Raw genomic sequence first — 25,163 nt, 5'->3', positions numbered from 1 at the left:
GACAGTTCAGCGCGTATCGTATCGTCGCGCGGCGACCTTTATGCGATGCTGCCGACCGCGACCGGACGGGTTGGGGCATCGGGCAGGACCGGCGCACCGGCTCTCCCTGCCAAAGGTACAAGAACATGACCCTGAACCCGCAACACCTGCTCACGGCGCTGCGCGCACAGGACCCGGGCGCGGCCCTGCCCGCCGGGCTCTCGGCAGCGCTGTCCGGCGTCGCCGACCTTGGCGCCGCAACCGCGACCGAGCTCTGTTTCGCCGAGCGCGCCGACCAGGCCGCCGCCGTCGGCGCCAGTAGAGCGCAGGTGGTTGTCGTCCCGCTGGACTTTCCGGAGCTTCCCGAGAAGCTCCTGATACGCTGCGCCAACCCGCGCCAGTGCTTTTTCGCCATCGCCGCCCTGTTCCTGCCACCGGCGCCGCCGGCGGGCATCCATCCGGGCGCGCACATCGACCCGTCCGCGGTGCTCGGCGCGGGCATCAGCATCGGCGCCGGCACCGTGGTGGGTGCCAACACCAGCATCGGCGCGCGCTGCATCATCGCCACGGGCGTACAGATTGGGGAGGCTGTCGAGATCGGCCCCGACTGCGTCATCGAGCCCAATGTCACGATCATGCGCGGCAGCCGCATCGGCGCGCGCTGTGCGTTGCGCGCCGGTGCCGTCATCGGCAGCGACGGCTTCGGCTTCGCGTGGGACGGCCAAGCGCACCGCAAGGTGCCGCAGCTCGGGCGCGTCGTGCTGGAGGACGACGTGGATATCGGCTGCAACAGTTGCGTGGATCGAGCCACGCTGAGCGAGACGCGCGTGCGTCGGGGCACCAAGATCGACAACCTCGTGCAGATCGGGCATAACGTCGAGCTCGGCGAGCACACGATCATGGCGAGCCAGTCCGGGGTCGCGGGCAGCAGCCGGCTCGGCAACGGCGTCATCGTCGCGGGCCAGGTGGCGATCACGGATCACGTCGAGGTGGGCGCCGGCGCGCTGATCGGCGGTCAGTCCGGCGTCACCAAGGACATCCCCGCCGGCGCCAAGGTATTCGGCACGCCAGCGCGGGACATGCAGCGGACCATGCGGGAGCTGGCCGCGCTGGCCCAGTTGCCGGCGCTGCTGCGCCAGGTGCGCCGCCAGGAGCGAGAGCTTGCCGCCCTGCGTGCGCGCCTGGCCAGCAGCGAGGAAGCCTGAGCCCGCGGCTGCGGCGCGGGACGGCGGCACCCCAGCGGGGCTCAGCCAATGCAGCCAATCTCAGCCATTCTCAGCCATTCTCAGCCATTCTCAGCCATTCTCACCAGGGCCGGTAGGTGAGCCCCGGGATGCTCTGCTCGTCGAAGCGCTGCGGCAGGGAGCGCACCAGCTCTTCGAGCTCCGCGCGGGTCACATAGCGGCCGTAGGAGGCCTTTGCGGCGTCGATGGGGACCTCGACGTAGTAGCGTTTCTGCGCGGGCTCGGGCAGCACCTGGAGGGTCGTGTCCTCGGCGTCAAGGATGCCGAGATAGTCATCCTCAGATTGCAGGCGATCGAGCATTTGCTCGCAAATGGTCCGTGGGCTCATCGCAACGGCACTGGTGGACGACACGCATTCGCCGGAGCGGTTGATGAGGTAGAAAACGCGAAACTGCATGACAGTGTCTCGGCGCCGTCACTGCGCATGCAAGGTGGGCAGTGCCGACGCACAGGGGCTTCCATGCCGGACCGGGACTAAACGAGATCAAGCACGGCACTATAGCACCGCCACTTCGCCCGCGTGAAGCATCGGCCGGCAAAGGCAACCAAAGGGCCAGCCACAAGGCCAGCCACAAGGCCAGCCACCGGGCCGAGACCGAACCGCGCGTTCGCATTCCTTAGCTGCATCCCTTCCGGTAACCTGCCCGTGTCGATCCCGACTGTCGATCCCGATGATGGCGCGCCGGCGCCGCGCGCCATAGGATTTCAGGAGTTTTTCATGAGCCCACTCAAACTGAAGCTGCATTGGCAGATTCTCATTGCCCTGGCACTCGCCATCGCCGTCGGCCTCGCCGTGGGCAGGGACGGCCTGCTGCTCGGGGTCAATGTCGACGCCGGGTTCGACTTCATCGGTGAGCTGTTCCTCAATGCACTGAAGATGCTGATCGTGCCGCTCATCGTGTCGTCGATCATCATCGGCGTCGCCGGCATCGGCGATTCCGAAAACCTGGGGCGTTTGGGCGGCAAGACCATCGGCTATTACGCGCTCACCAGCATGCTCGCCATCGTGGTGGGGCTGGTCGCGGTCAACACGATCCAGCCGGGTGTAGTTGACGGCTCGCCGCAGGAGGTGTTCGGGCTGCACGCCAGCACTGCCGAGCTGGAGCGCGATCTCGCGGACAAGGGCGCCGACGACATCGTCGCCATCTTCCTGCGCATGATCCCGACCAACGTCGTGCAGGCCGCAAGCAGCGGCCAGATGCTCGGGCTCATCTTTTTCAGCCTGCTGTACGGCTTCTTCCTGACCCGTATCGCCAACCAGTACGCCGAGGCCCAGTACAACTTCTGGAACGGCATGTTCGAGATCATGATGCGCATCACCGACCTCGTGATGCGCTTCGCGCCGCTTGGCGTTTTCGCGCTGGTGGCCTCCACGGTGTCCGCGACCGGGCTTGCGGCCTTCGGACCCCTCGCCGCCTTCTTCTTCACCGTGGTCGCGGCGCTGGCGTTCCATTTCTTCTTCACGCTGCCGCTGTTGCTCTACTACCTCGGCGACGTGAGCCCGCTGCGGCATTACCGCGCCGTGAGTCCGGCCATGCTCACGGCCTTCTCGACGGCGTCGTCGTCCGCCACGCTGCCGGTCACCATGGAATGCGTTGAAAAGAACGCGGGCGTGTCGAACAAGACGACGAGCTTCGTGTTGCCGCTCGGCGCCACGGTGAACATGGACGGCACCGCGCTCTACGAGTGCGTCGCGGTCATGTTCATTGCGCAGGCCTACGGCATCGAGATGACGCTCGCAACCCAGTTTATCGTCGTGGTGCTCGCGCTCTTGACCTCCATCGGCGTCGCCGGCATCCCGGCGGCGAGCCTGGTGGCCATTTCCATCATCCTGTCGGCCGTGGGGCTGCCGCTGGAGGGCATCGGCCTGATCCTGGCCGTGGACCGCATCCTCGACATGATGCGCACGGCGGTGAACGTGGCCAGCGACTCCTGCGGTGCTGTCATCATCGCGAAGTCCGAAGGCGAAGAGGGCATCTTGGAGAACGACATGCCGGCACGGGCGGCTTGAAGGGGCGCGCGGCTCGGCATCGCGCGTCGCCGAGGGCAAAAGGGCCGAGGGCCGAGGGCCGAGGACGCTCTCCTTGGCCCTTAGCCCTTGGCCCTTGGCCCTTCCCCTCTAGCCGTCCAGCCCGCGGGCGAGGTCCGCCTGGATATCCGCGACGCACTCCAGGCCCACGGCGACGCGGATCAGACCCTCGCCGATGCCGGCGGCGGCGCGCGCCTCGGGGCTCAGGCGGCCGTGCGTGGTGCTGGCAGGATGCGTGATGGTGGTCTTGGTGTCGCCTAAGTTGGCCGTGATGGAGCAGAGCCGCGTCGCGTCGATGACGCGCCAGGCCGCCTCCCGCCCACCGGCCACATCGAAGGACAGGATGCCGCCGCCCGTGCGCTGCTGGGCACCCTCGCCCACCAGCGCGTGCTGCGGATGCGACGCGAGCCCGGGATAGTGCACCCGCGCCACGGCGGGATGCTCCGCGAGCCAGGCTGCCAACTGTGCCGCGACCCGCGCGTGGGCGAGCATCCTGAGCTCCAGGGTCTCCAGACCCTTCAGAAACAGCCAGGCGTTGAACGGACTAAGCGACGGCCCTGCGGTACGCACGACGCCGAAGACATCCTCTCCGACCCGCTTCGCGTCGCCGACCACCGCGCCGCCCACCGCGCGCCCCTGCCCGTCGAGGTACTTGGTCGCCGAGTGGATGACGAGGTCCGCCCCGAGGGCAAGGGGGCGTTGCAGCGCCGGCGTACAGAAGCAGTTGTCCACCGCCAGCAGCGCGCCATGGGCGTGGGCCAGGTCCGCGAGCGGCGCAATGGCGGCCATCTCGGTCAGCGGGTTCGACGGCGTCTCCAGGAACAGGAGCCGCGTGCGGGGCTGGACCGCCGCGGCCCAGGCATCGAGGTCGGTCAGGTCCACGTAGCTGGTGGCGATGCCGAAGCGGGCCAGGTACTTGTCGAACAGCATGGTCGTGCTGCCGAACAGGCTCCGGGACGAGACGATGTGGTCGCCGGCGGCGAGCAGTCCCATGCAGACGGCGAGGATCGCGGACATGCCGGAGGCCGTCGCGACGCAGGCCGCCCCGCCCTCCAGCGCGGCCAGGCGCTGCTCGAAGGCGCGCACGGTGGGGTTGGTGAAGCGGGAGTAGATGTTGCCCGGCGACTCGCCCGCGAAGCGCGCGGCGGCTTCCGCCGCGCTCGCGAAGACGAAGCTCGAGGTCATGAAGATGGGCTCGCAGTGCTCGCCCTCGGCGGTGCGCTGGTGGCCCGTGCGCAGCGCGCGGGTCGCGAAGCCCCAGGACGCCGCGTCGGCGTCGTCGTCATGCATGGTGCGGGCGCGGCTCCGGTGGCGTCGTCTAGGGAAACGCCGACCAATTCGGCGTTGCCCGCGGGGCAGGATGCCCCGCCATGTTCAGCGGCCTTAAGCCGCTGCAAATGAAGGGTTCGCAGGACCGCGTCCTGCGAGCCCGTGCCGATTTTGGCCCTGGATGGCCAATCATCGGCGTCTCCCTAGGCGGAGTTATGCAGGTCCAGGATCGTCTCGTCGCGCCGGGACTGCTGCCTGGCGCCGTCGTTACGCTGCCGCTCCAGCGTGTCCAGGTAGGCCGCCGTCACGTCGTTAGTCACGTACACGCCGTCGAACACGGAGGTGTCGAAGCGGTCCACGTGGCTCTTGCCCCGCTTCTGCACGGCCTCAATGAGGTCCATCAGGTCTTGGAAGATGAGTCGGTCACAGCCGAGCTCGGCCTCGACCTGTGCCTCGGTGCGGCCGTGGGCGATGAGCTCGGTCGCGGACGGCATGTCGATGCCGTAGACGTTTGGATAGCGCACCGGCGGCGCCGCGGACGCGAAGTACACCCTTCGCGCCCCCGCATCCCGGGCCATCTGGATGATCTGCTGCGACGTGGTGCCGCGGACGATGGAATCATCCACCAACAGCACGTTCTTCTTGCGGAACTCAAGGTCAATGGCGTTGAGCTTCTGGCGCACCGACTTCTTGCGCACCTGCTGCCCCGGCATGATGAAGGTGCGCCCGATGTAGCGGTTCTTGATGAAGCCCTCGGCATAGGGCACGCCGAGCTGGTTCGCGAGCTGCAACGCCGCCGTGCGGCTGGTGTCCGGGATCGGGATGACAACGTCGATGTCGTGCTCCGGCCAGACGCGCTTGATCTTGGCCGCGAGCTTCTTGCCCATGCGCGAGCGCGCCTTGTGCACCGAGATGTTGTCGATAATGGAGTCCGGCCGCGCGAAATACACGAACTCGAAGATGCAGGGCGACAGCACCGGCTGCTGCGCGCACTGGTGCCGATAGAGATTGCCGCGCACGTCGATGAGCACGCACTCGCCGGGGGCGATATCGGCAATGAGGTCGAAGCCGTTGATGTCGAGCGCGACGCTCTCGGAGGCGATCATGTACTCGGTGCCGCGGTCCGTCTCGCGCTTCCCGTACACGGCCGGGCGGATGCCGTAGGGGTCGCGGAAGCCGAACAGGCCGAAGCCCGGGATCATCGCCACCGCCGCGTAGCCGCCGCGGCAGCGCCGGTGCACGCCCTCCACGGCGCGGAAGATGTCCGCCTCATCGATGCGCAGCCGATCCTGCGCCTGGAGCTCATGCGCGAAGACGTTGAGCAGGATCTCGGAGTCGGACTCCGTGTTGATGTGCCGGAGATCCTGCACGAAGACATCCTGCTTCAGCTCCTCGGCATTGGTCAGGTTGCCGTTGTGCGCGAGCACGATGCCGTAGGGCGAGTTGACGTAGAAGGGCTGCGCCTCGGCGCTGCTCGACAGGCCGGCCGTGGGATAGCGCACATGGCCGATGCCCATGTGGCCCTTGAGCTGCACCATGTGCTGATTGGCGAACACGTCCCGAGTCAGCCCGCCGTCCTTGCGCATGTGCAGCTTGTCGCCATCGCTGGTAACGATGCCGGCGGCATCCTGGCCGCGGTGCTGCAGCACCAGGAGTGCGTCATACAGCGACTGGTTGACGGGTTGCTTCGCGACGATACCGACGATGCCGCACATGGCTTACCTCAGAAGCGTGCCAGCACCGCTGCCGGCATGGCCGCCCGATGGGTCGGAGCCGCCGTCGGCGGCGGGCGGACGGCTCGTTGGACTATACAGCCTAGCGCATCGGCCCGCGGTCAGATGGACTTGATCCGCTGCGTGACCTCGGGCGGCACCAGATCCAGCATCGCGTCGGCCAAGAGCTGGAACTTGGGTAGCAACTCCGACTGCGCCCACCAGGGGTCCTGCACGATGGGCGTCAGCGAGGCCAGAAACACCAGCAGCGCGACGACGACGGCCCCGCGTCCAGCGCCGAACACCATGCCCAGGAGCCGGTCGGTGCCGGTCAGGCCCGTCTTGTCCACGAGCATGGCCAAAATCCAGCCGATGATGGCGCCGACGATCAGCACCCCCAGCACGATCAACACCACCGCGGCCCCCATCTGCAGCGACGGCGTCTCCAGCCAAGGCGACAACTGCTCCGCCACCGGGCGATAGAAGAACCAGGCGGCCAGCAGTGCCGCGATCCAGACACCGAGTGCCAGCACTTCCCGGATCAGGCCCCGGGCGAGCCCGATAATGGCCGACAACGCGATGATGCCGATGATGACGTAATCGACCCAGATCATGTGGAGTCCTGTGCTGCTGTGCGGTTGCTTGCGGCGTGCCGGCGCGGCCTTGTGGCACGGCCTTGATGGCACGGCCTTGATGGCTCGGCCTTGATGGCTGGGCCTGGTATCAATCAGGGATAGCGCTGCACCAGCGGCTTGTTGCCGGTCTCGCCTTGCAGCCTCGCCGCCAGGTTGTCCGCGCGGGCGCGCTCGACCTCAGGGCCGACGCGCACCCGGTAGTACTGCTTGCCATTCACCGTCGCCTGCTCCACGAAAGCGGTGAAGCCCTTGGCACGGAGCCTGTTCTGCAGGCCCTTGGCCGCATCCGGGGACCCCAGGCTCGCCACCTGCACCACCCAGGACATTGTGCCGGCGGGCACCGGCGCGGGGCCGGCGGGGGCTAGGTCGGCGGCTGTGGCCACGGGCTCATCCACGCCCGGCGCCGGGTCGGGCTCGCCCGCGGTGTCTGCATCCGGGGGCTGCGGCGGCTCGATGACCGCACCGGGCGGCGGCTCCGGCGCCGGCAGCGGCGGGATAATGTCCTCGGCGGTCAGGCTCCCCAGCGCTTCGGCTTCGTCGGTGTCTTCCACCGCGGGTTCGTCCGGGATCACGATGGGCTCGCCAAGGTCCGTTGGGTCGGAGTCCTCCAACAGCATGGGCACGAAGATGACGACGAGCGCGACGACGACCGCAGCCCCGACCAATCGCCGTTTCGCACCTTCATCCATTGCCGTCGCCCCTCTATCGGCCAGGGATCGCTCAATGCCGACCCCGGTTCTGTAAGCCACTGATTGCACGAATCTCGCCCGCTCGATCGGCGGGATTATACAGGACCGATCCGGGGGTTGCGCAGCGCGGCCTCGACCATGGTGAAAGACCCGAGCACCAACACGCAGGCATCCTCCGACAGCGTCCCGGCGAGGGCACCGATGGCCGCGTCGATGTCCGCGTGGCACTGCATTCGGGCGCCCGGCAGCGCCCCGGCGATGGCACCGGCGAGCATGTCCACGGGCATACCGCGGTCGCCGGGGGCGGCCACCAGGTGCCATTCGTCCACCCAATCCGCGAGCGCGCTGGCGATGGCACCGGCCTCCTTGTCGGTGGAAATGCCGACAAGCGCGTGCCGCGCGCCGGCAGCGCCGAGGGCCGCCAGATTGCCCGCCAGTGCGCGCGCGCCGTCCGCGTTGTGCGCGACATCAAGGATCCAACGCGGGCGCCCGGGCAGCACCGTGAAGCGCCCGGGCAGCCGCACGCGATGCAGACCCTGGCGCAGCGCCGCGTTGCTCACGGGCAGGCGCGCGTTGAGGCATTGAACCGCGCCGATCGCGGCCGCCGCATTGTCGTACTGAAAACGCCCGCGCAGCGCTGGCGCCGGCAGCGCGTCCCGCACCGCCCCATCCGGCCCCTGCCATTGCCACTGGCCGGTTGCGAGCCGCCAGTGCAGCTCCCGGCCCTGCTGCATCGGCACCGCGCCCAGCTCCAGCGCCCGCTCACGCAGCAGCAAAGGCGCATCCGCCTGCCCGATGATCGCGGGCCGCCCGGCGCGGAAGATGCCAGCCTTCTCGAAGGCGATCTGCTCCGGCGTGTCGCCGAGCCAGGCCATATGATCGCGGCCGATGGTCGTCACGATGGACACGTCGGCATCGATGATGTTCACGGCATCGAGCCGGCCACCCAAGCCCACCTCCAGCAGCACCACATCCGGCGCCGCCTCCGCAAAGAGCAGCAGCGCCGCCAGGGTGCCGAACTCGAAATAGGTGAGCTGCGCATCGCCCCGCGCCGCGTCGATGCGCGCGAAGGCCGCGCAGATGGCGGCGTCGTCCGCCTCGGCACCGTCGATGCGGATGCGCTCGTTGTAGCGCAGCAGGTGCGGCGACGTATAGGCGCAGCAGCGATAGCCCGCGGCGCGGTAGATCTCGTCCAGATACGCGACCACCGAGCCCTTGCCGTTGGTGCCGCCGACGGTGATGACGGGGCAGCCGAGCCCGAGCCCGAGCGCGTCCCACACCGCGCCGACGCGCTCCAGACGCAGATCGATGCGGCTCGGGTGCAGCGTCTCTTGCCAGGCGAGCCAGTCGTTGAGGGTGTTGAAGCGCATGGGAAGAAAAGTTGAAGTTGGAAGTACGGAGTACGGAGTACGCGCGCGGCCCCCGGGTACGCCGACTTCAGTCGGCTTGCGTCCGGCGCGGGCTCAATGCCCGCGCCGGACGCCCAGCGGCGCCCGCTGCTTATGCTTCGCCCGGCTGCCTTGCCTCAGGAGCGACCGGCCGGCAGGATGCCGGCCCCACGGGGCTCAGCCGGCGGCCAGCGCCTCGAACGCCCGCCACTTGAGACCGTCGAGCTGCGTCAGCGTCTCCTTGCGGCGGACGTCGGCGGCCTCGCGGCGCTCGCGCAGCATGGCGGCGATGCCTTCCAGCAGACCGCCGATGAGCGCGCCCGGGTCCAGCAGGCCGGACGGCGCGAAGCCGTCGCGGGTGCCGCCACCCGGGGGCAGCAGCTCGTCCCGCACCAACCCCACCAGCGCCGTGCGTCGCGCGACGGCGGCGCGGATCTTGAGGTCCAGGTCGTGCACATCGTCAACACCTCGCCCGGCCGTGAGCGCGGCCTTCGCCGACTCGATGAGGCCGTCGAAGGCGGCCTTGGCCTCGATGTACAGCACCAGGCCGCGGGTGTAGAGGTTGGGGTCGGCGCCGCCGTGCTCGTGCAGCAGCCGCGCGTGGCCCTCGCCCAGGGCGCGCTCGGTGGCGAGAATCTCGAACAGGTCGGCCTGCATCATCGCGTTGTCCCCTCCCCCAGCACCCGAAAGATCGGAAAATTCGGCACCGCGTCCGGCTTGGTCATGGTCGGCTGCTGGCGCCCGGCGGTGAGCGTCCGCACCCGCTCGGCAATGTAGACGTCCAGCTCGCTCACGGTCACGTGGTCGTTCTGCGTGAAGTCCGCGTGGCCGTCGCGCACCGCCTCCAGCAGCGCGGCGGTGAAGGCGCCGTGGCCCCAAGCAGGGTCTTCGTGGGCGGTCTGCCGGCCGGTGGAGGCGCTGAACACCACGACGCCGCGCTCGGCGTCCGCCAGCTCGTTGGCAAGCCGGTCGATGTCCGGCAGCGCCTCGGCCATGCGCGCGCCGACGGGCCGGAAGGCCCCAGCGTGGCAACTGTCGATGAAGAGCACCGTCTTGCCCCGGAAGGCGCTGAGCGACCGGCGCAGGTCCGCGTCGCTGAGCGCATCCCGGTGCGGGCGCAGCGGCTCGCTGTCCGGCGTCAGAAAGCAATACTCGCCGGCGGGCGTGCGCACGCCGTGCCCAGCCAGAAAGACCATGGCCACGTCGCGGGCGTCCACCTCGCGCTCCAGCCAGTCCAGCCCGTCGAGCAGCGCGACCCGCGACGCCTGCGCGTCGATGAGCCGCTGCACCTGCACCTGCCGGTACAGCCCGCCCTGCTGGCGCGCCAGCTCCGCCGCGACGGCCTCGGCATCGCCGGCCGCGAAGGCGAGCGGATCGGCCTTCGCATAGGCACCGACGCCCACCGCGAGCACGAAGAGCCGCGGCTTGTAGAAGTCCGCACCGCCGCCCCACTGCACGTCGAAGCGCACCGGCTCGCCGGCGCCGTGGCGGTTCACGCCGATCAGCTCCGCGGTGCCGTCCTGCGGCGCGATGCAGAGCGTGACCTGGCCGACCTGCACGGCGCCGTCGTCGCTGCGGGAGCCGACGGCGTGATGCAGCACCTCCACCGGGCGGCCGTCCAGGCGCGCCAGGATGTCCGTCACCGGCCCGGTGCCGGACTCGGCGCGGTAGAAGAGCGCGAGCCGCTGCGAGTCCACCGGCGTGCCCGGCGGCGGCGCCAGCAGGGTCAGGGTCGGCGGCAGCGAGGCCGCGATGCTTGCCGCCGCCGCCGCGGGCGTCGCCGGCGCGGCCGACCCGGGTGCCGCCGAGCGCGCCGCATCCGCCGCGGCCAGCGCCGCCGCCGGGTCGCCGGCCTCCAGCACCCGCGCGATCAGGTCCGGGCGCTCGAAGCCCTCGCGGAAGCGCGACGCCCCATACACCTGCGGCGCCTGCTCCGGCCCGCGGTTCAGGTGCCAGGCGATGAGGTCATCGCCGCCGGCGGACGCGGCGTAGTGCCCGAGCGGCGTCCAGGCCACCCAGCGGCGCCCGTCCGGGTGCGGGTAGAGGGCCAGCACCTCGGCGCCATCGCCGGCGCGATGCCAGCGGAGCGTCCCGTCGCCGTAGCCGGCCACCACCCAGCGGCCGTCGGCGGAGGCGTTCACGGCCCAGGCGATGCCGGGCACCGGCTGTTCCCAGCGCTGCTCGCCTGCCGCGTCGAAGGCCCGCAGCGACCAATCAGTCCCGAGCACGAGGCCCGCGCCGCCCGGCAGCAGCGCCAGGGCGCGGGCGCGCTCGAAGCGCTTCAGCGCCAGCGGGCGGCCGTTGCACCGGGGTTGGACCTCGTCCTCCCAGTCCGTCACGGCGAGGTCCGGCCGCGGGCCCTCGTCCGGCAGACTCAGCCCCGCGAGGTCGTCGCCAAAAGGCGCCGGGGTCAGCGACAGCGCCGGCAGCGCGAACAGCACCGGGCGCTCGCCCCCTTGCCCGTAGCCGAAGGCGATGCGCGCCCCGTCCGCCGCCAGGCGCAGGCCCCGCTTGTGCAACTGATCGCGGAAGTCCGCCGCCGCGTTCGGCCGGCGCCAGCGCTCGGTGTCGTCGGCGTCCAGCAGCACGATGGCATTGGACGCGCCCACCGCCAGCGCGCCGTCGGGCAGGGGGCGCAGGGACATGATGGTGTCGCGCGCCGGCCGCAGCGCGTCGTCGTGGCGGCCGAGCCCGGCCTGCTGCCAGCGGCGGATGGCACGATGGCCGCCGATGTCGAACCGCCCGCCCGCCAGCAGCCGCTGGCCGTCCGCGCTCCAGGCGACCGCGCTCAGGCTGCCGTTGTCGACGCCCGCGGTGTCGGCGGCGGCGATGGGTTTGAGCGTGCGGCCGTCCAGCAGGTCCACCCGCGTGCTGTCATAGAAGCCAACGGCAATCCGCCCGCCGTCCGGCGCGAAGGCGACGGTGAAGGGATCCTTGCCGCCGGGCGGCTCGCAGGTCCGCAGGGGCCGTGCGCGGGCACCGGCCACATCGGCGGCGTAGAGCCGGACCTTGCCGTCCTCGCTACTGGTCACGAGCCGGCCGTCGCCGGCGAAGTCCGCCCCATAGGCGGCGGCGCCATAGTCGGTGTCGCGCGCCTGCTCCCGCCAGTCCATGGTGTCGTAGACGCGCAGGCCGGTGCCACCGCCCAGCGTCGCCGCGAGCCGGGCGCCGTCCGGGGACCACGCGAGGTGCTGCACGACGTTCGGCAGGCCGGCGAGGGTGCGCAGCAGCTCGCCGGTGGCGCGGTCGAAGATGTAGATGAAATCCTGTTCCGACGGACCCAGGAACCCGCCGGCCGCGACCCGCGCCCCGTCCGGCGAGATGGCGACGGCATAGACCTTGCCCAGGTCGCCGGCGCCGAGCGGCACCCGCAGCGTCCGCACCAGCGCGCCGTCCGCGATGCGCCAGACCTTGACCGTCTTGTCGTGCGAGCCGGACACGAGCCAGCGCCCGGCCGCATCGCAGTCGATGCGCCAGATCGCCGCGGTGTGCGCCTCCGGGCTGAGGCGCAGTTGCGGGGTGGTCGGGAAGGGGTCGGCGGCGGGCTCGGTCATCGGGGAGTCTCCGGTCCTTGGCATCGGGCAAGCGTAGCGCCGGGCAGGCGCGGTGCCAAGGTCCGGGCCGGCAGCCGCGTAGGGCAAACCTCGGTGGGCTAACGACCTAGCCCCTAGCCCCTAGCCCCTAGCCCCTCATTCTGAGGTCGGCGCATCAGCATCGACAGCAGCTCAGCGATACGCCCGCGCAGGTCGCGGCGGTCGCAGATCTGGTCCAGGGCGCCGTGCTCCAGCAGGAACTCGCTGCGCTGGAAGCCGTCGGGCAGGGTCTCGCGGACGGTCTGCTCGATGACGCGGGGGCCGGCGAAGCCGATCAGCGCGCCAGGCTCGCCGATGTTGATGTCGCCGAGCATGGCGAGGCTCGCGGAGACGCCGCCCATGGTCGGGTCCGTCATCACGGAGATGAACGGCAGGCCTTTATCCTTCAGCCGCCCGAGCGCAGCGCTGGTCTTGGCCATCTGCAAGAGCGAGAACAAGGACTCCTGCATGCGCGCACCGCCGCTCGCCGAGAAGCAGATCATCGGCAGGTGATCGCGCAGCGCCACCTCGACGCCGCGCACGAAGCGCTCCCCGACCACCGAGCCCATGGAGCCGCCCATGAAGCTAAACTCGAAGGCCGCGGCGACGATGCCCATGCCCTTCAATTGCCCGCGCAGCACCACCAGCGCCTCACGCTCGTTGGTCTGCTTCTGCGCCTGCGCCAGGCGCTCGCGGTACTTCTTGAGGTCCTTGAACTTGAGCGGGTCGATGGACTCCAGCTCGGCGCCGATCTCCTCCGCGGACTCAACGCTGTCCAGGAACAGCGCGAGCCGCCGCCGCGCACCGACGCGGTTGTGGTAGTTGCACTTGGGGCAGACGTCCAGGTTGCGCTCCAGCTCGGCCCGATAGAGCACGGCGCTGCAGCCAGGGCACTTGTCCCACAGCCCCTCCGGCACCGCGCGCTTGTTGTTGGCCTCGGTGCGGATGCGGCTCGGAATCAGCTTCTCGAACCAGCTCACGGCGCCGCTGCGGGTGGGCTCGGCCATGGCTCATACCCCTCCGGCGGCGTCGATGGCCGCTCGCAGCTCGGCGAGGAAGCCACCCACCGCGTCCGGGATCTCCGCCGGACGATCCACCAACGCCTCAATGCGCTCGACGATGGCGCTGCCAACGATGACGGCATCCGCCACGGCGGCGACGCGCGCGGCGCTCGCGCCGTCCTTAATGCCGAAGCCGACGCCGACGGGCAGCTCGATGCGCGCGCGGATCTCCGTGAGCTTGGCCGCGACGGCGTCGATGTCGAGATTGCCGGCGCCGGTGACGCCCTTCACGGCGACGTAGTAGACGAAGCCCGAGGCGACCTCGCCGATGCGCGCGATGCGCTCGGCGTCCGATGTGGGCGCGAGCAGGTAGACGAGGTCGAGCCCCTGCGGGCGCAGCAGCCCGGCAAGCTCCGCGGCCTCTTCCGGCGGCACGTCCACCACCAGCGCCCCGTCCACGCCGGCCGCCGCGGCGGCGGCGGCAAAGGTGTCTGCCCCCATGATCTCGATGGGGTTGAGATAGCCCATCAGCACCACGGGCGTCTGGCTGTTGTCGGTGCGGAAGGCGCGCACCATGTCGAGCACGTCCGTGAGGCGCACGCCGGCGGCGAGCGCCCGCTCCGTGGCGCGCTGGATCACCGGCCCGTCGGCAATGGGGTCGGAGAAGGGCACGCCGAGCTCGATGAGGTCCGCCCCGGCGGCCACCATGCGGTGCATCAGCGGCACGGTGACGTCGGGGCTCGGGTCGCCGGCCGTCACGAAGGGGACCAGCGCGGTGCGGCCCTCGGCACGAAGGCGCGCGAATAGCGCACCGATGCGGCTGTCGGCGGGATGGCTCATAGCTGGATTCCGTCCAGGCGCGCGACCGTGTGCATGTCCTTGTCGCCGCGGCCGGAGAGGTTGATGACGATGGTCTGGTCGCGGCGCAGGGTCGGCGCCAGCTTGGCCGCGTAGGCGAGCGCGTGGCTGGTCTCGAGCGCCGGGATGATGCCCTCGGTGACCGTCAGCGCGTGGAAGGCGGCGAGCGCCTCGGCGTCGGTGACGGCGACATACTCGGCACGGCCGCTGTCCTTGAGCCAGGCATGCTCGGGGCCGACGCCGGGGTAGTCGAGCCCGGCGGAGATGCTGTGGGTTTCGGTGATCTGGCCGTTCTCATCTTCCATGAGATAGGTCCGGTTGCCGTGCAGCACGCCCGGCTTGCCGGCGCAGAGCGGTGCCGCATGGCGGCCCGACGCGAGCCCGTCGCCGCCGGCCTCCACACCGATCATGCGGACGTCGGCGTCGTCGATGAACGGATAGAAGAGCCCGATGGCATTGGAGCCGCCGCCGACACAGGCCATGACCACGTCTGGCAGCCGGCCGCTGCGCTCCAGCATCTGCGCGCGCGCCTCCCGCCCGATGACGGCCTGGAAGTCCCGCACCATGGCCGGGTATGGATGCGGCCCGGCGACGGTGCCGATGATGTAGAAGGTGTCGTCGATGTTCGTCACCCAGTCGCGCATGGCCTCGTTCAGCGCGTCCTTCAACGTGCGCGAGCCGGACGTTACCGACACGACGCGGGCGCCGAGCAGGCGCATGCGATAGACGTTGGCCTCTTGGCGGGCGACGTCCACCTCGCCCATGTAGACGACGCATTCGAGCCCCATGCGCGCGGCGACGGTGGCGGAGGCCACGCCGTGCTGCCCGGCGCCGGTCTCGGCGATGATGCGGGTCTTGCCCATGCGCCGGGCGAGCAGCGCCTGGCCGACGGTGTTGTTCACCTTGTGGGCGCCGGTGTGATTGAGGTCCTCGCGCTTGAGATAGATCTGCGCGCCGCCGAGCTCGCGGCTCCAGCGCTCCGCGTGGTAGAGCGGCGACGGCCGGCCAACATAGTCGCGCAGATCATTGTCCAGCTCGGCGAGGAAGGCCGGGTCCTTCAGGAAGCGCTCGTAGGCCGCGGTCAGCTCCGCGAGCGGATGCATCAGCGTCTCCGGTACGAAGCGCCCGCCGTAGCGACCGAAGTGCCCGCTCGCGTCCGGGAGCCGGTAGCCGGCGTGCGGCACCGCCGCGGTGAGTCGGCTTATGTCATCGGCGACAGTCGCCATCGCGTACCCCCTGCATGAAGTCGTTGATTTTGCGGTGATCCTTGATGCCCTTGGCCTGCTCAACGCCGCCGCTCACGTCCACCGCGTAGGGCCGCGCCCGCACGATGGCGTCGGCGACGTTGCCGGCATCAAGCCCGCCCGCGAGGACGATGTGCGGCGCCAAGGCCGCAGGCACCAGGTCCCAGTCGAAGCGCCGGCCGGTGCCGCCCGCGAGCGCCGGGTCGTAGGTGTCCAGCAGCAGGCTCGCGGCGCCATGATAAGCGGCGGCGGTAGTCGTGATATCGATGCCCGCACGCATGGCAATGGCCTTGATCCAGGGCCGGCCGTAGCCGGCGCAGTCCGCGGGCGACTCGTGGCCATGGAACTGGATCGCATCCAGCGGCACGCGGCGCACGGCGTCCTCGATCAGCGCTCGGGGTGCGTCCACGAACAGCCCGATCACCGACACGAAGGCCGGCACCTGCGCGGCCAGCACGGCAGCCTGCTCGATGTCTACCGCCCGCGGGCTCGGCGCATGAAACACGAAGCCGAGTGCATCGGCGCCCGCCGCGACCGCCGCCGCGACATCCTGCTCGCGGGTCAGACCACAGATCTTGACGCGTGTTCGCATGCCCGGGCCGCTCATGGAAACCCCGGATTACAGCACAAGGGGTGACCCCGCGTCGTCCCGACTGGGCAGATCGAAGTGCTCCGGGTAATCCACGCCGGTGAGATAGAGCCCGTCCGGCGGTGCCGTGACGCCGCCCCGAGCGCGGTCGCGCAGCGCGAGCAGCTCCGCTGTCCAGTCCACCGGCGCCTCGCCGCGGCCGATGGTCATCAGCACGCCCGCGATGTTGCGCACCATGTGGTGCAGAAAGCCGTCCGCACCGACCTCGAGGCGGATCAGCTCGTCCTGCCGGGCGAGATGCAGGTAGCGCAGCGTGCGCACGGGGCTCTTCGCCTGGCAGGCGAGCGCGCGGAAGCTCGTGAAGTCGTGGCGGCCGACGAGCAAGGCGCCCGCCGTGCGCATACGCGCGAGATCGAGCGGTCGATGCGTCCAGACCGCCCGGCCGCGCCACAGCGCGGAGCGCGTCGGCCGGCACAGGATCAGGTACCGGTAATGCCGGCCGGTGGCGCTGAAGCGGGCGTGAAAGTCCGCCGGCACGGGCACGGCCCAGCGCACGGCGATGTCGGCCGGCAGGTTGCTGTTGGTGCCGAGCACCCAGCCGCGGGGGCTGCGCCGGGCTTGCGCGTCGAAGTGGATGACCTGCCCCAGCGCATGCACGCCGGCATCGGTGCGGCCGGCGCAATGCACGCGCACCGGGCTTGCCGCGACCTGCGCGATGGCCGCCTCCAGGCGCGCCTGCACGGTGTCGGCGTGGTGCTGAACCTGCCAGCCGCTGTAGGCGGAGCCGTCGTACTCGACCTGCATCGCGATGCGCCGCGTGCCGTCGGCGGGCTCGGCGGGCTCGGCGGATCGCGCGGCCGACGTGTCGGCTGGGCTTCGCGGGCCGTGCGTCGGCACCGCGTCAGCCGAGTCTCGCGAGCAGCGACGTGGCATCCGCGCGCTGAGCGTCGCTCCCCTCCTGGAGCACCTCCTCAAGGATTGCGCGGGCGGCGTCGGCGTCGTCCATCTCCATGTAGGCGCGGGCAAGGTCCATCTTCGTCGCCGCCTCGTCCCAGAGACCCGAGTCCATGCGCCATTGCGACGACAGCACGTCGCTGGAGATGCTGTCCTCGACGGGACCGCTGCCCGCGAGCGCCTCCTGCTCGTCTTCAATGCCCGGGCTCAAGGCCAGGGTCTCCAACGGATCGGGCAGCCCGCCGGGCTCGCCGAGCCAAGGGCCGCGCGCGGCGGGCGGGTCGGCGGGCAGCTCGACGGCATCGACCGGGATCGTCAGGTCCGGTAGGTCGTCCTCCAGCGGCGCGGCGGCGAGCTCGTCCAGGCCGTCCAGGTCCAGGTCCAGGTCGAGATCCAGCCGGTCGGCACGCCCCGGCCGCGGTGCCGGCGCGGCCGGCGACTCGGTCGACTCGGTCGGCTCGGTCGGCTCGAAGGCCGACAGGTCTTCGGTGTAAATGCCGGGCCTGCGCGCGCCCTCCGTGGAGGTCGAAGCCATCGCGACGCCCAGGTCGTCCATCTCCTGCAGGTCCAGCTCCAGGTCGGCCATCTGCTCCCGCAGCCGGTTCGCACTCGACGGCGTGACTTCCCGAACCGAGAAGCCGAGATCCGTATCCTCGCTGTGGCCGGGGACATCGGTGCTCCGCAGGCCGTCGCCTTCCAGAGCCTGGTCCGACGCGATGTGCGTCGGCGCCTTGTCGAGCGCGCGGACGCGCCGTGCCGGCGCGGGCGCCGGGGCCGCCTCGCCGTCGCTGCCGAGGCCGGCGACGCCGGTCTGCAGGCTGGCCCACTTTGCCGGGTCGTAGGCGTCGTCGCCGGCCGCCTTCATCTGCGCAAGCAGCTCGGCCAGGGCGGCGCGGTTGCCGCTGCCGAGCAGCGCCTCACCGAGCTTGAACTTGAGCTCGCGGCGGTTCGGCGCGCGCTCCAGCTCCTCGCGCAGCAACCCCTCGGCCTCGCGGTAGCGGCCGTAGAGGATGTAGATATCCGCCTCGGCGATGACGTCCGCCTCCTGCGTCTCCTGTTGGCTCTGCGGCAGATTGGTGATGACGCTGATGGGGAGCCCGGTCTGCACATCGATGACAGGCCCGGCGGACACGGCCTGCTTGGGCTGCAAGGGTGCGTCCGAGTCCAGGTCCGGCAGGGTGTCGACGTCCAGGCCGAGGTCGTTCGCCGCGGTGGAGGCGAGCTCGAAGCCCCCTTGCGAACCGGCATCCGGCAGCGGTTCCGACATCGGCCCGCCGGGCGTCGCCACCCAGTCCATGGCCTCCTCCCCTGCCGCCAGCCGACGCCGACGGTAGACCAGAAACCCGAGCCCGCCCAGCAGCGCCGCGCCGACGATGCCGAGACCCCAGGGCGGCAGGGCAGCGGCAGCGCCGGAGACGCGCTCGACGGCGCCGGCCCAGAAGGGCTTGCCCGCGGCGGGCACACCGACCTGGGCGTCGGCGCCCACCTCCGCCGCGGCGGCCGCTGTTGCCGTTGGCGGCTCCGCGGTGGGCAGCTCCGCCACGCTGCCGTCCGGCTGGACGGTGCCGATGCCGGGCTCGACGATGGGCTCAGGGGGTGGTCGGTCGCTGGTCTCCGGCGGCTGGACGACGCCGGCGTCGGCGGACTCACCCACCGGCGGCAGCAACGCCACGGCCGGCTCGCCCGGTGCCGGTGGTATCGGCAGTGCGCTCGGGTCGGACTCGTCGGCCTGCAATCCCGCGAGCTGCTCGTTGCGCAGCGCCAGCAGCCGCTGGATGTCCGCGAGCTGACTCTCCAGCTCAAGGATGCGGTCGCGCAGCTCGGTGGTTTCTTGGCGCGTGCTCTCGGTCGCGGCCTGCACATCCAGCAGATCATCGCGCAGGCCCGGGTCGGCAGCGGCGATCGGCGGGACCTCCGCCCCAGGCGGCAGGGGCTGCCCGCCACCGGCGGCGCCAATGCTCAGGCGCGCGTCGCTCGCCACGTCGGTGATGGGGCTGGTGTTCACGCTGCGCCCGGCCAGCGCGTCCTGGAACTGCCGGCGGGCGGCAGCGGCGTCCAGCGCGAACAGCTCCTCTGCCGTCGGCACCACCAGGTCCACGCCCACGCTCAGCCGGTTGATGCTGCCGCGCATGAAGGCGTTTTGGTTGTTGCGGAACAGCGCCATGGCCGTCTGCTCAACCGTCGCGCCGGGCGGCGTCATCTCGCGCGCGATGCGGGTCAGCGTGGCGCCCCGGGGCACCGGCCCGTAATAGAGCGGGAAGCGGGTGTCGCGCGCCTGCGGCGGCACCGGCGCCGGGGCGGGGCGGGGCAGTGGCGCGGGTGCCGCCTGCTGGGGCGGCGGCGGCGCAGTGCTGCGTGGGGCCGGAGCAGGCTCCGGGGCCTGTTCCGGCGCAGGCGGCGGCCGGCGCCGCGCCGTCGTGGTCGGCGGCACCAGCCGCGGCGGCGGCGCGCTGCTGCGCGCGGGCGGGTCCAGCAGCACCGTGTATTGCTTGACCAGCGTCCCCTGTGGCCAGACGACCTCGACGAGGAAGTCGATATAGGGCTCGCGGACGGGCTCGCGGCTCGATACCTGGATGTACGGACGCCCGTCCGTGCCGATGGCGGGGCTGAACTGGAGCCGGGTCAGAAAATGCGGACGCTCGGCACCCGCATCGGCAAACTCCTCGCTGGTGGCGAGGCGTGCCTTGATGGCGTCGATCTCATCGGGCTTGACGTCGCTGAGCTCGATCTCGGCGTAGAAGGGCTGGTTCAGCGCAGACTGCGTGCGCATGCCGCCGAGCCCGAGGGCTGCTGCCGTGCCGGACTGAGCCGCCAGCAGCAGCATCAAGGCGATGACCAGGGGCGGTTTCGGCAACATCCTCCGTCCTCTCCGGGGCGACACGGTGCGGCTCCGAGGAGCTCGCCCGAAGCGCTGCGATACCGGCGACGCGCCGGCTGCAACGTGGTCGCAACATGCCGCGGACTATAGCGGAAAGGCAGGAATCCGACCAACGACCTGTCGGGATTTTCACTGCATCAGCAGTAGGCGGACCATCCTGCGCAACGGTTCGGCGGCTCCCCACAACAGTTGGTCACCAACCGTAAACGCGGCGAGGTACTCGGGCCCCAGGTGCATCTTCCGCAGCCGGCCCACCGGCACCTGCAGCCGGCCCGTGACCGCGGTGGGCGAGAGCTCGGCGATGGTGCGCTCGCGCTCGTTCGGCACGACGCTGACCCAGTCGTTGCCGGCGGCGAGCATGGCCGTGATCTCATCGAGCGGAATATCCCGCTTGAGCTTGATGGTCAGCGCCTGGCTGTGGCAGCGCATGGCGCCGATGCGCACGCAGATGCCGTCGATGGGCACCGGGTTGTGCTCGCGGCCGAGGATCTTGTTGGTCTCGACACCGCCCTTCCATTCCTCGCGGCTCTGGCCGTTGTCGAGCTGCTTGTCGATCCACGGGATCAGGCTGCCCGCGAGCGGCACCGTAAACAGCTCGTGCGGGAAGGCGTCGCTGCGCATGGTGTCGATGACCGTGCGGTCGATGTCGAGGATGGCGCTCTGCGGGTCGGCCAGCTCGCCCGCGACGGCATCGCGCAGCGCGCCCATCTGCGCCAGCAGCTCGCGCATGTTGCGCGCCCCGGCACCGGAGGCCGCCTGGTAGGTCATGGCGCTGACCCAGTCGACGAGATCGCGGCGCAGCAGCTCGCCGATGGCCATGAGCATCAGGCTCACGGTGCAATTGCCGCCGATGAAGTCGCGCTTGCCCGCGGCGAGTGCCCGCTCGATGACATCGAGGTTCACCGGATCCAGCACGATGGTGCTGTCCGGGTGCATGCGCAGCGTCGAGGCGGCGTCGATCCAGTAGCCCTGCCAGCCGCGCGCCCGCAGCGGGCCGAAAACCTCCGCCGTGTAGTCCCCGCCCTGGCAGGTGACGATGACGTCCATGTCGGCGAGCGCGTCGAGGTCGCGGGCGTTGCGCAGCACCGTGGCACCGCGACCCACGTCCGGCCCGGGCTCGCCCTGCTGGGAGGTGGAGAAGAACACGGGCTCGGCGATGTGCGCGAAGTCGTCCTCTTCGCGCATGCGCTCCATGAGCACGGAGCCCACCATGCCGCGCCAGCCGACAAAACCGATTCGATTCATTTTGGAAAAGCCCCTGGAACTTAGTCAGGCAACTAGCATAGCGAGAGCGCGGGGATGGTTAGGTGAGGCAGAGCAAGTGGAAGGGCCGAGGGCCGAGGACGAGCCCACCTTGGCCCTCGGCCCTTGGCCCTTCCCATCAGGCCCTTCTGATCGCCTCAACGACAGCATCACCCATCGCAGCAGTGCCAACCGTTGTGGTGCCCTCCGATGCGATATCCGCGGTGCGAAGTCCCTGATCGAGCACGGTCGACACGGCCTGCTCGATGCGCTCGGCGTGGGTCGGCTCGTCGAGCGAGTAGCGCAGCATCATGGCCACGGACAGGATGGTCGCGAGCGGATTGGCGACGCCCTGACCGGCGATGTCCGGTGCAGAGCCGTGGATCGGCTCGTACATGCCTTGCCCGTCCGCGTTCAGCGATGCCGAGGGCAGCATGCCGATGGAGCCGGTCAGCATGGCCGCGCAGTCGGACAGGATGTCGCCGAACATGTTGGTGGTGACCATGACGTCGAACTGCTTCGGCGCGCGCACCAGTTGCATGGCGGCGTTGTCCACGTACATGTGCGACAGCGTCAGCTCGGGATACTCGGCGCCGATGCGGGTCGCGACCTCGCGCCACAGCTCGGTGCATTCGAGCACGTTGGCCTTGTCCACGGAGCAGACGCGCTTGCCGCGCTTCATGGCCATATCGAAGGCGACGCGGCAGATGCGCTCGATCTCGGATTCGGTGTAGACGAGCGTGTTGATGCCGCGGCGCTCGCCGGACGCCAGCGTCTCGACGCCGCGCGGGCGGCCGAAGTAGATGCCGCCGGTCAGCTCACGCACGATGAGGATGTCGAGCCCGGAGACAACATCGGGCTTCAGCGTCGAGGCGTCGGCGAGCTGCGGGTATAGGATTGCCGGGCGCAGGTTGGCAAACAGCCCAAGCTCGGCGCGCAGCCCGAGCAGGCCCTTCTCCGGGCGCACGGCGATGTCGAGCGGCTCCCACTTGGGCCCGCCGACGGCACCGAGCAGCACGGCGTCGCTGGCGCGGGCGAGCGCGAGCGTCTGCTCGGGCAGCGGATGGCCGTGGGCGTCGTAGGCGGCGCCGCCGACCAGGCCGTCGGTCAGCTCGATGTCGAGGCCGAAGTCCTGCTTGAGGCAGGCCAGCACCTTGACCGCCTCGGCGACGATCTCCGGGCCGATGCCGTCACCGGGCAGGATCAGGATGGTCTTGCTCACGCGCTTCTCCTTCAGTTGGCGGCGGCGAACAGCCAGGGCGTCTCGGTCCGTCGGCGCGCCTCGTAGGCCGCGATCTCATCGGCATGGGTCAGCGTGAGGCCAATGTCGTCGAGGCCGTGGATCAGGCAATGGTGGTGAAACGGATCGATGGCGATCTCGATGACCCCAAAGCCCGCGGCGTCGAGCGTCAGGTTATGCAGATCGACGTCGATGGTGAGCGGCGCGTCTCCGGCGGTGGCCAGCTCGAACAGCCGGTCCACAACCGCCTCGTCGAGCACCACGGGCAGCAGCCCGTTCTTGATGGCGTTCTGGTGGAAGATGTCCGCGAAGCTCGGCGCGATCAGCACCCGAAAGCCGTGGTCCGCGAGCGCCCAGGGCGCGTGCTCGCGTGAGGAGCCGCAGCCGAAGTTGTGCCGCGCGAGCAGGATGTCGGCGCCGGCGTACTTCGGATCATTCAGCACGAAGTCCGGGTTCAGCGGGCGGCCGACGCAGCTCTGCCCAGGCTCGCCACGGTCCAGATAGCGCCACTCGTCGAACAGGTTCGGGCCGAAGCCGGTGCGCTGGATGGACTTCAGGAACTGCTTCGGGATGATCGCATCCGTGTCCACGTTCGCGCGGTCGAGCGGCAGCACGATGCCGCGGAAGTTCTCGAAGGGCTGCATGGGCATGACTCAGATCTCCCGCACGTCAACGAAACGGCCGTGGATCGCGGCGGCCGCGGCCATGGCCGGGCTCACCAGGTGCGTGCGACCGCCCTGCCCCTGTCGGCCCTCGAAGTTGCGATTGCTCGTGGACGCGCAGCGCTCGCCGGGCTCCAGCTTGTCCGCGTTCATGGCCAGGCACATGGAGCAGCCGGGCTCGCGCCACTCGAAGCCCGCGTCCAGAAAGACCCGGTCCAGCCCCTCGGCCTCCGCCTGCTCCTTCACCAGCCCGGAGCCCGGGACGACCATCGCGAGCTTGATGGACGGGGCCACCTTGCCACCCTTCGCGACCTCGGCGGCCGCGCGCAGATCCTCGATGCGCCCGTTGGTGCAAGAGCCGATGAAGACCTTATCCAGCGGGATCTCGCCGATGGCCGTGCCGGGCGCCAGCCCCATGTAGGCCAGGGCGTGGCGGTAGCTGCCGGCCTTGACCGGGTCCGGGATCTCGTCCGGGTCCGGCACGGCGCCGTCCACCGGCAGCACCATTTCCGGCGACGTGCCCCAGGTGACCTGCGGGCGGATGCTCGCGGCGTCCAGGTGCACGACGCGGTCGTACGCGGCGCCGGGGTCGGAGTTGAGGCTCAGCCAATAGTCGGCGGCCTGCTCGAACAGCGCGCCCTGCGGGGCCATGGGCCGGCCGCGGACGTAGTCGATGGTCTTTTGGTCGATGCCGATGATACCGGCGCGGGCGCCCGCCTCAATGGCCATGTTGCAGACGGTCATGCGCCCTTCCATGGACAGCGCGCGGATGGCATCCCCGGCGTACTCGATGACGTGCCCGGTGCCGCCGGCGGTGCCGATCTCGCCGATGACCGCGAGCACGATGTCCTTGGCCGTGACGCCGCGGCCGAGCTCCCCGTCCACGCTCACCAGCATGGCCTTGGACTTTTTCTGCATCAGGCATTGCGTCGCCAGCACGTGCTCCACCTCGGAGGTGCCGACGCCGAAGGCCAGCGCGCCGAAGGCGCCGTGCGTGGAGGTGTGGCTGTCGCCGCAGACCATCGTGATGCCGGGGAGCGTGAAGCCCTCCTCCGGGCCGATGACGTGCACGATGCCCTGGCGCTTGTCCGCCATGTCGAAGATGCGGATGCCGAGCTCGCGGCAATTGGCGCCCAGCGTTTCCACCTGCAACCGCGACACCGGGTCGGTGATGCCGAGATGGCGGTCCGTGGTGGGCACGTTGTGGTCCGGCACGGCGAGGTTCGCCTCCGGCCGCCGCGGCGTGCGCCCGGCGAGCCTAAGCCCCTCGAAGGCCTGCGGCGAGGTGACCTCGTGCACCAACTGGCGGTCGATGTACAGGAGCGACGTGCCGTGCTCGTCGATGCGGACGACGTGGGCGTCCCAGATCTTGTCGTAGAGGGTGCGGGGCGAGGCCATGGGGGAATCTCGGGAGGCTGGCGCGAAGCCGGGTAGCGTAGCGCGGCATGAAGAAAGTTTGAAGTTGGAAGTTTGAAGTTTGAAAGCCGTAGCCGACATACCGCCAGCAACGTCAAAGTCTACGCGAGGCGCCGCCCTCGTCCAGGCGCGTTGGGGCTTCACACGGCGAGCTTCTCACTTCACACTTCCGCCTTGTCACTTCAAACTTCACGGTTCTAAGGATGATCCGCATCAAACCCCTGACCCTCGACGACGGCAGCCAGATCCTCGTGGAGGTCGATCACGCCGAGCTGCCCGGCGGCGCCGCCGACACGCACACGCTACAAGCCATGCAGCGCGCCATCGCCGGCATGGCCCGCGGCGTGCAGGCAAGCTTCGGCGACGCCCCGCCGACGGAATGGACCATGGAGCTCGGCATCGGCTTCAAGGGCGAGGGCACGCCGGTCCCGGTCATCGTCGCCGGCAGCAGCTCCGGCTCCGTGAAGGTCACCGCCCGCTGGAAGCGCGACGACGACTGATCTTGCCCGCCGACGCGTCTAAGGCAGGGCCGAGGGCCAAGGGCCAAGGAGCGCCCTCCTCG

General features: G+C 70.2%; 21 protein-coding genes. 3 read left to right on the top strand and 18 right to left on the bottom strand.

What is annotated here, in order from left to right; all coding sequences use genetic code 11:
* Window positions 1–125 precede the first annotated feature (125 nt).
* On the top strand, window positions 126–1,184 hold the full coding sequence (lpxD, locus tag ML01_RS04520) for a UDP-3-O-(3-hydroxymyristoyl)glucosamine N-acyltransferase (RefSeq protein ID WP_058554212.1): 1,059 nt from the start codon (window positions 126–128) through the stop codon (window positions 1,182–1,184).
* A 100-nt stretch (window positions 1,185–1,284) separates the two neighbouring features.
* Here lpxD and ML01_RS04515 read toward each other — a convergent pair whose 3' ends face one another.
* Window positions 1,285–1,620 (bottom strand): hypothetical protein, encoded by a 336-nt coding sequence (locus tag ML01_RS04515; protein ID WP_058554211.1) that lies wholly within the window; start codon window positions 1,618–1,620, stop codon window positions 1,285–1,287.
* Window positions 1,621–1,941: 321 nt separating this feature from the next.
* Here ML01_RS04515 and ML01_RS04510 point away from each other — a divergent pair, with 321 nt between their 5' ends.
* A complete protein-coding gene (locus ML01_RS04510) occupies window positions 1,942–3,234 on the top strand; it encodes a dicarboxylate/amino acid:cation symporter (protein WP_058554210.1) in 1,293 nt (430 codons plus the stop codon).
* Between the two features lie 108 nt (window positions 3,235–3,342).
* Here ML01_RS04510 and ML01_RS04505 read toward each other — a convergent pair whose 3' ends face one another.
* From ML01_RS04505 to leuC, 17 genes are all read right to left on the bottom strand, one after another.
* Complete coding sequence (locus ML01_RS04505) at window positions 3,343–4,542, bottom strand: O-succinylhomoserine sulfhydrylase (protein ID WP_058554209.1); 1,200 nt, start codon at window positions 4,540–4,542, stop codon at window positions 3,343–3,345.
* A 182-nt stretch (window positions 4,543–4,724) separates the two neighbouring features.
* Window positions 4,725–6,236 carry an amidophosphoribosyltransferase gene (gene purF / locus ML01_RS04500; RefSeq protein WP_058554208.1) on the bottom strand — a complete coding sequence of 504 codons (1,512 nt, stop codon included), beginning with the start codon at window positions 6,234–6,236 and terminating at the stop codon, window positions 4,725–4,727.
* A 119-nt stretch (window positions 6,237–6,355) separates the two neighbouring features.
* The gene (locus ML01_RS04495) at window positions 6,356–6,847 is read right to left on the bottom strand and encodes a CvpA family protein (RefSeq protein ID WP_058554207.1); all 492 of its coding nucleotides are present in this window, start codon (window positions 6,845–6,847) and stop codon (window positions 6,356–6,358) included.
* A gap of 113 nt (window positions 6,848–6,960) precedes the next feature.
* Complete coding sequence (locus ML01_RS04490) at window positions 6,961–7,557, bottom strand: SPOR domain-containing protein (RefSeq protein WP_058554206.1); 597 nt, start codon at window positions 7,555–7,557, stop codon at window positions 6,961–6,963.
* A 95-nt stretch (window positions 7,558–7,652) separates the two neighbouring features.
* Window positions 7,653–8,927 (bottom strand): bifunctional tetrahydrofolate synthase/dihydrofolate synthase, encoded by a 1,275-nt coding sequence (gene folC, locus ML01_RS04485; RefSeq protein WP_058554205.1) that lies wholly within the window; start codon window positions 8,925–8,927, stop codon window positions 7,653–7,655.
* Window positions 8,928–9,122: 195 nt separating this feature from the next.
* The gene (locus tag ML01_RS04480; protein ID WP_058554204.1) at window positions 9,123–9,605 is read right to left on the bottom strand and encodes a hypothetical protein; all 483 of its coding nucleotides are present in this window, start codon (window positions 9,603–9,605) and stop codon (window positions 9,123–9,125) included.
* Complete coding sequence (locus ML01_RS04475) at window positions 9,602–12,499, bottom strand: caspase family protein (protein WP_058554203.1); 2,898 nt, start codon at window positions 12,497–12,499, stop codon at window positions 9,602–9,604. The genes ML01_RS04480 and ML01_RS04475 overlap by 4 nt, the downstream gene beginning before the upstream one ends.
* A 113-nt stretch (window positions 12,500–12,612) precedes the next feature.
* Entirely contained in the window at window positions 12,613–13,524 is a 912-nt protein-coding gene (gene accD / locus ML01_RS04470) for an acetyl-CoA carboxylase, carboxyltransferase subunit beta (RefSeq protein ID WP_058554202.1), read from the bottom strand.
* A gap of 3 nt (window positions 13,525–13,527) precedes the next feature.
* Window positions 13,528–14,358 carry a tryptophan synthase subunit alpha gene (trpA, locus tag ML01_RS04465; protein ID WP_058554201.1) on the bottom strand — a complete coding sequence of 277 codons (831 nt, stop codon included), beginning with the start codon at window positions 14,356–14,358 and terminating at the stop codon, window positions 13,528–13,530.
* The gene (gene trpB / locus ML01_RS04460) at window positions 14,355–15,602 is read right to left on the bottom strand and encodes a tryptophan synthase subunit beta (RefSeq protein ID WP_058554200.1); all 1,248 of its coding nucleotides are present in this window, start codon (window positions 15,600–15,602) and stop codon (window positions 14,355–14,357) included. The genes trpA and trpB overlap by 4 nt, the downstream gene beginning before the upstream one ends.
* On the bottom strand, window positions 15,583–16,212 hold the full coding sequence (locus tag ML01_RS04455; protein ID WP_058554199.1) for a phosphoribosylanthranilate isomerase: 630 nt from the start codon (window positions 16,210–16,212) through the stop codon (window positions 15,583–15,585). Before ML01_RS04455 ends, trpB begins: the two co-directional genes overlap by 20 nt.
* A 27-nt stretch (window positions 16,213–16,239) precedes the next feature.
* Window positions 16,240–17,013: a tRNA pseudouridine(38-40) synthase TruA gene (truA, locus tag ML01_RS04450; RefSeq protein ID WP_058554318.1), complete on the bottom strand. Its 774-nt coding sequence runs from the start codon at window positions 17,011–17,013 to the stop codon at window positions 16,240–16,242.
* 97 nt (window positions 17,014–17,110) lie between these two features.
* On the bottom strand, window positions 17,111–20,020 hold the full coding sequence (locus tag ML01_RS04445; RefSeq protein WP_058554198.1) for a FimV/HubP family polar landmark protein: 2,910 nt from the start codon (window positions 20,018–20,020) through the stop codon (window positions 17,111–17,113).
* A gap of 150 nt (window positions 20,021–20,170) precedes the next feature.
* Window positions 20,171–21,286, bottom strand: coding sequence for an aspartate-semialdehyde dehydrogenase (asd, locus tag ML01_RS04440; RefSeq protein WP_058554197.1), 1,116 nt, complete (start codon window positions 21,284–21,286; stop codon window positions 20,171–20,173).
* A 136-nt stretch (window positions 21,287–21,422) separates the two neighbouring features.
* Window positions 21,423–22,505, bottom strand: coding sequence for a 3-isopropylmalate dehydrogenase (leuB, locus tag ML01_RS04435; protein ID WP_058554196.1), 1,083 nt, complete (start codon window positions 22,503–22,505; stop codon window positions 21,423–21,425).
* Between the two features lie 11 nt (window positions 22,506–22,516).
* Entirely contained in the window at window positions 22,517–23,167 is a 651-nt protein-coding gene (gene leuD / locus ML01_RS04430; protein ID WP_058554195.1) for a 3-isopropylmalate dehydratase small subunit, read from the bottom strand.
* Between the two features lie 9 nt (window positions 23,168–23,176).
* Window positions 23,177–24,583 carry a 3-isopropylmalate dehydratase large subunit gene (leuC, locus tag ML01_RS04425; RefSeq protein WP_058554194.1) on the bottom strand — a complete coding sequence of 469 codons (1,407 nt, stop codon included), beginning with the start codon at window positions 24,581–24,583 and terminating at the stop codon, window positions 23,177–23,179.
* A gap of 221 nt (window positions 24,584–24,804) precedes the next feature.
* On the opposite strand from leuC, the gene ML01_RS04420 reads away from it, so the two are divergent.
* Entirely contained in the window at window positions 24,805–25,101 is a 297-nt protein-coding gene (locus ML01_RS04420; RefSeq protein ID WP_058554193.1) for a CU044_2847 family protein, read from the top strand.
* Window positions 25,102–25,163 lie beyond the last annotated feature (62 nt).

It is taken from the genome of Thiohalocapsa sp. ML1, assembly GCF_001469165.1.
Classification (GTDB): Bacteria; Pseudomonadota; Gammaproteobacteria; order Chromatiales; family Chromatiaceae; genus Thiohalocapsa.
This window is presented reverse-complemented; position numbering and strand designations above follow the sequence as displayed.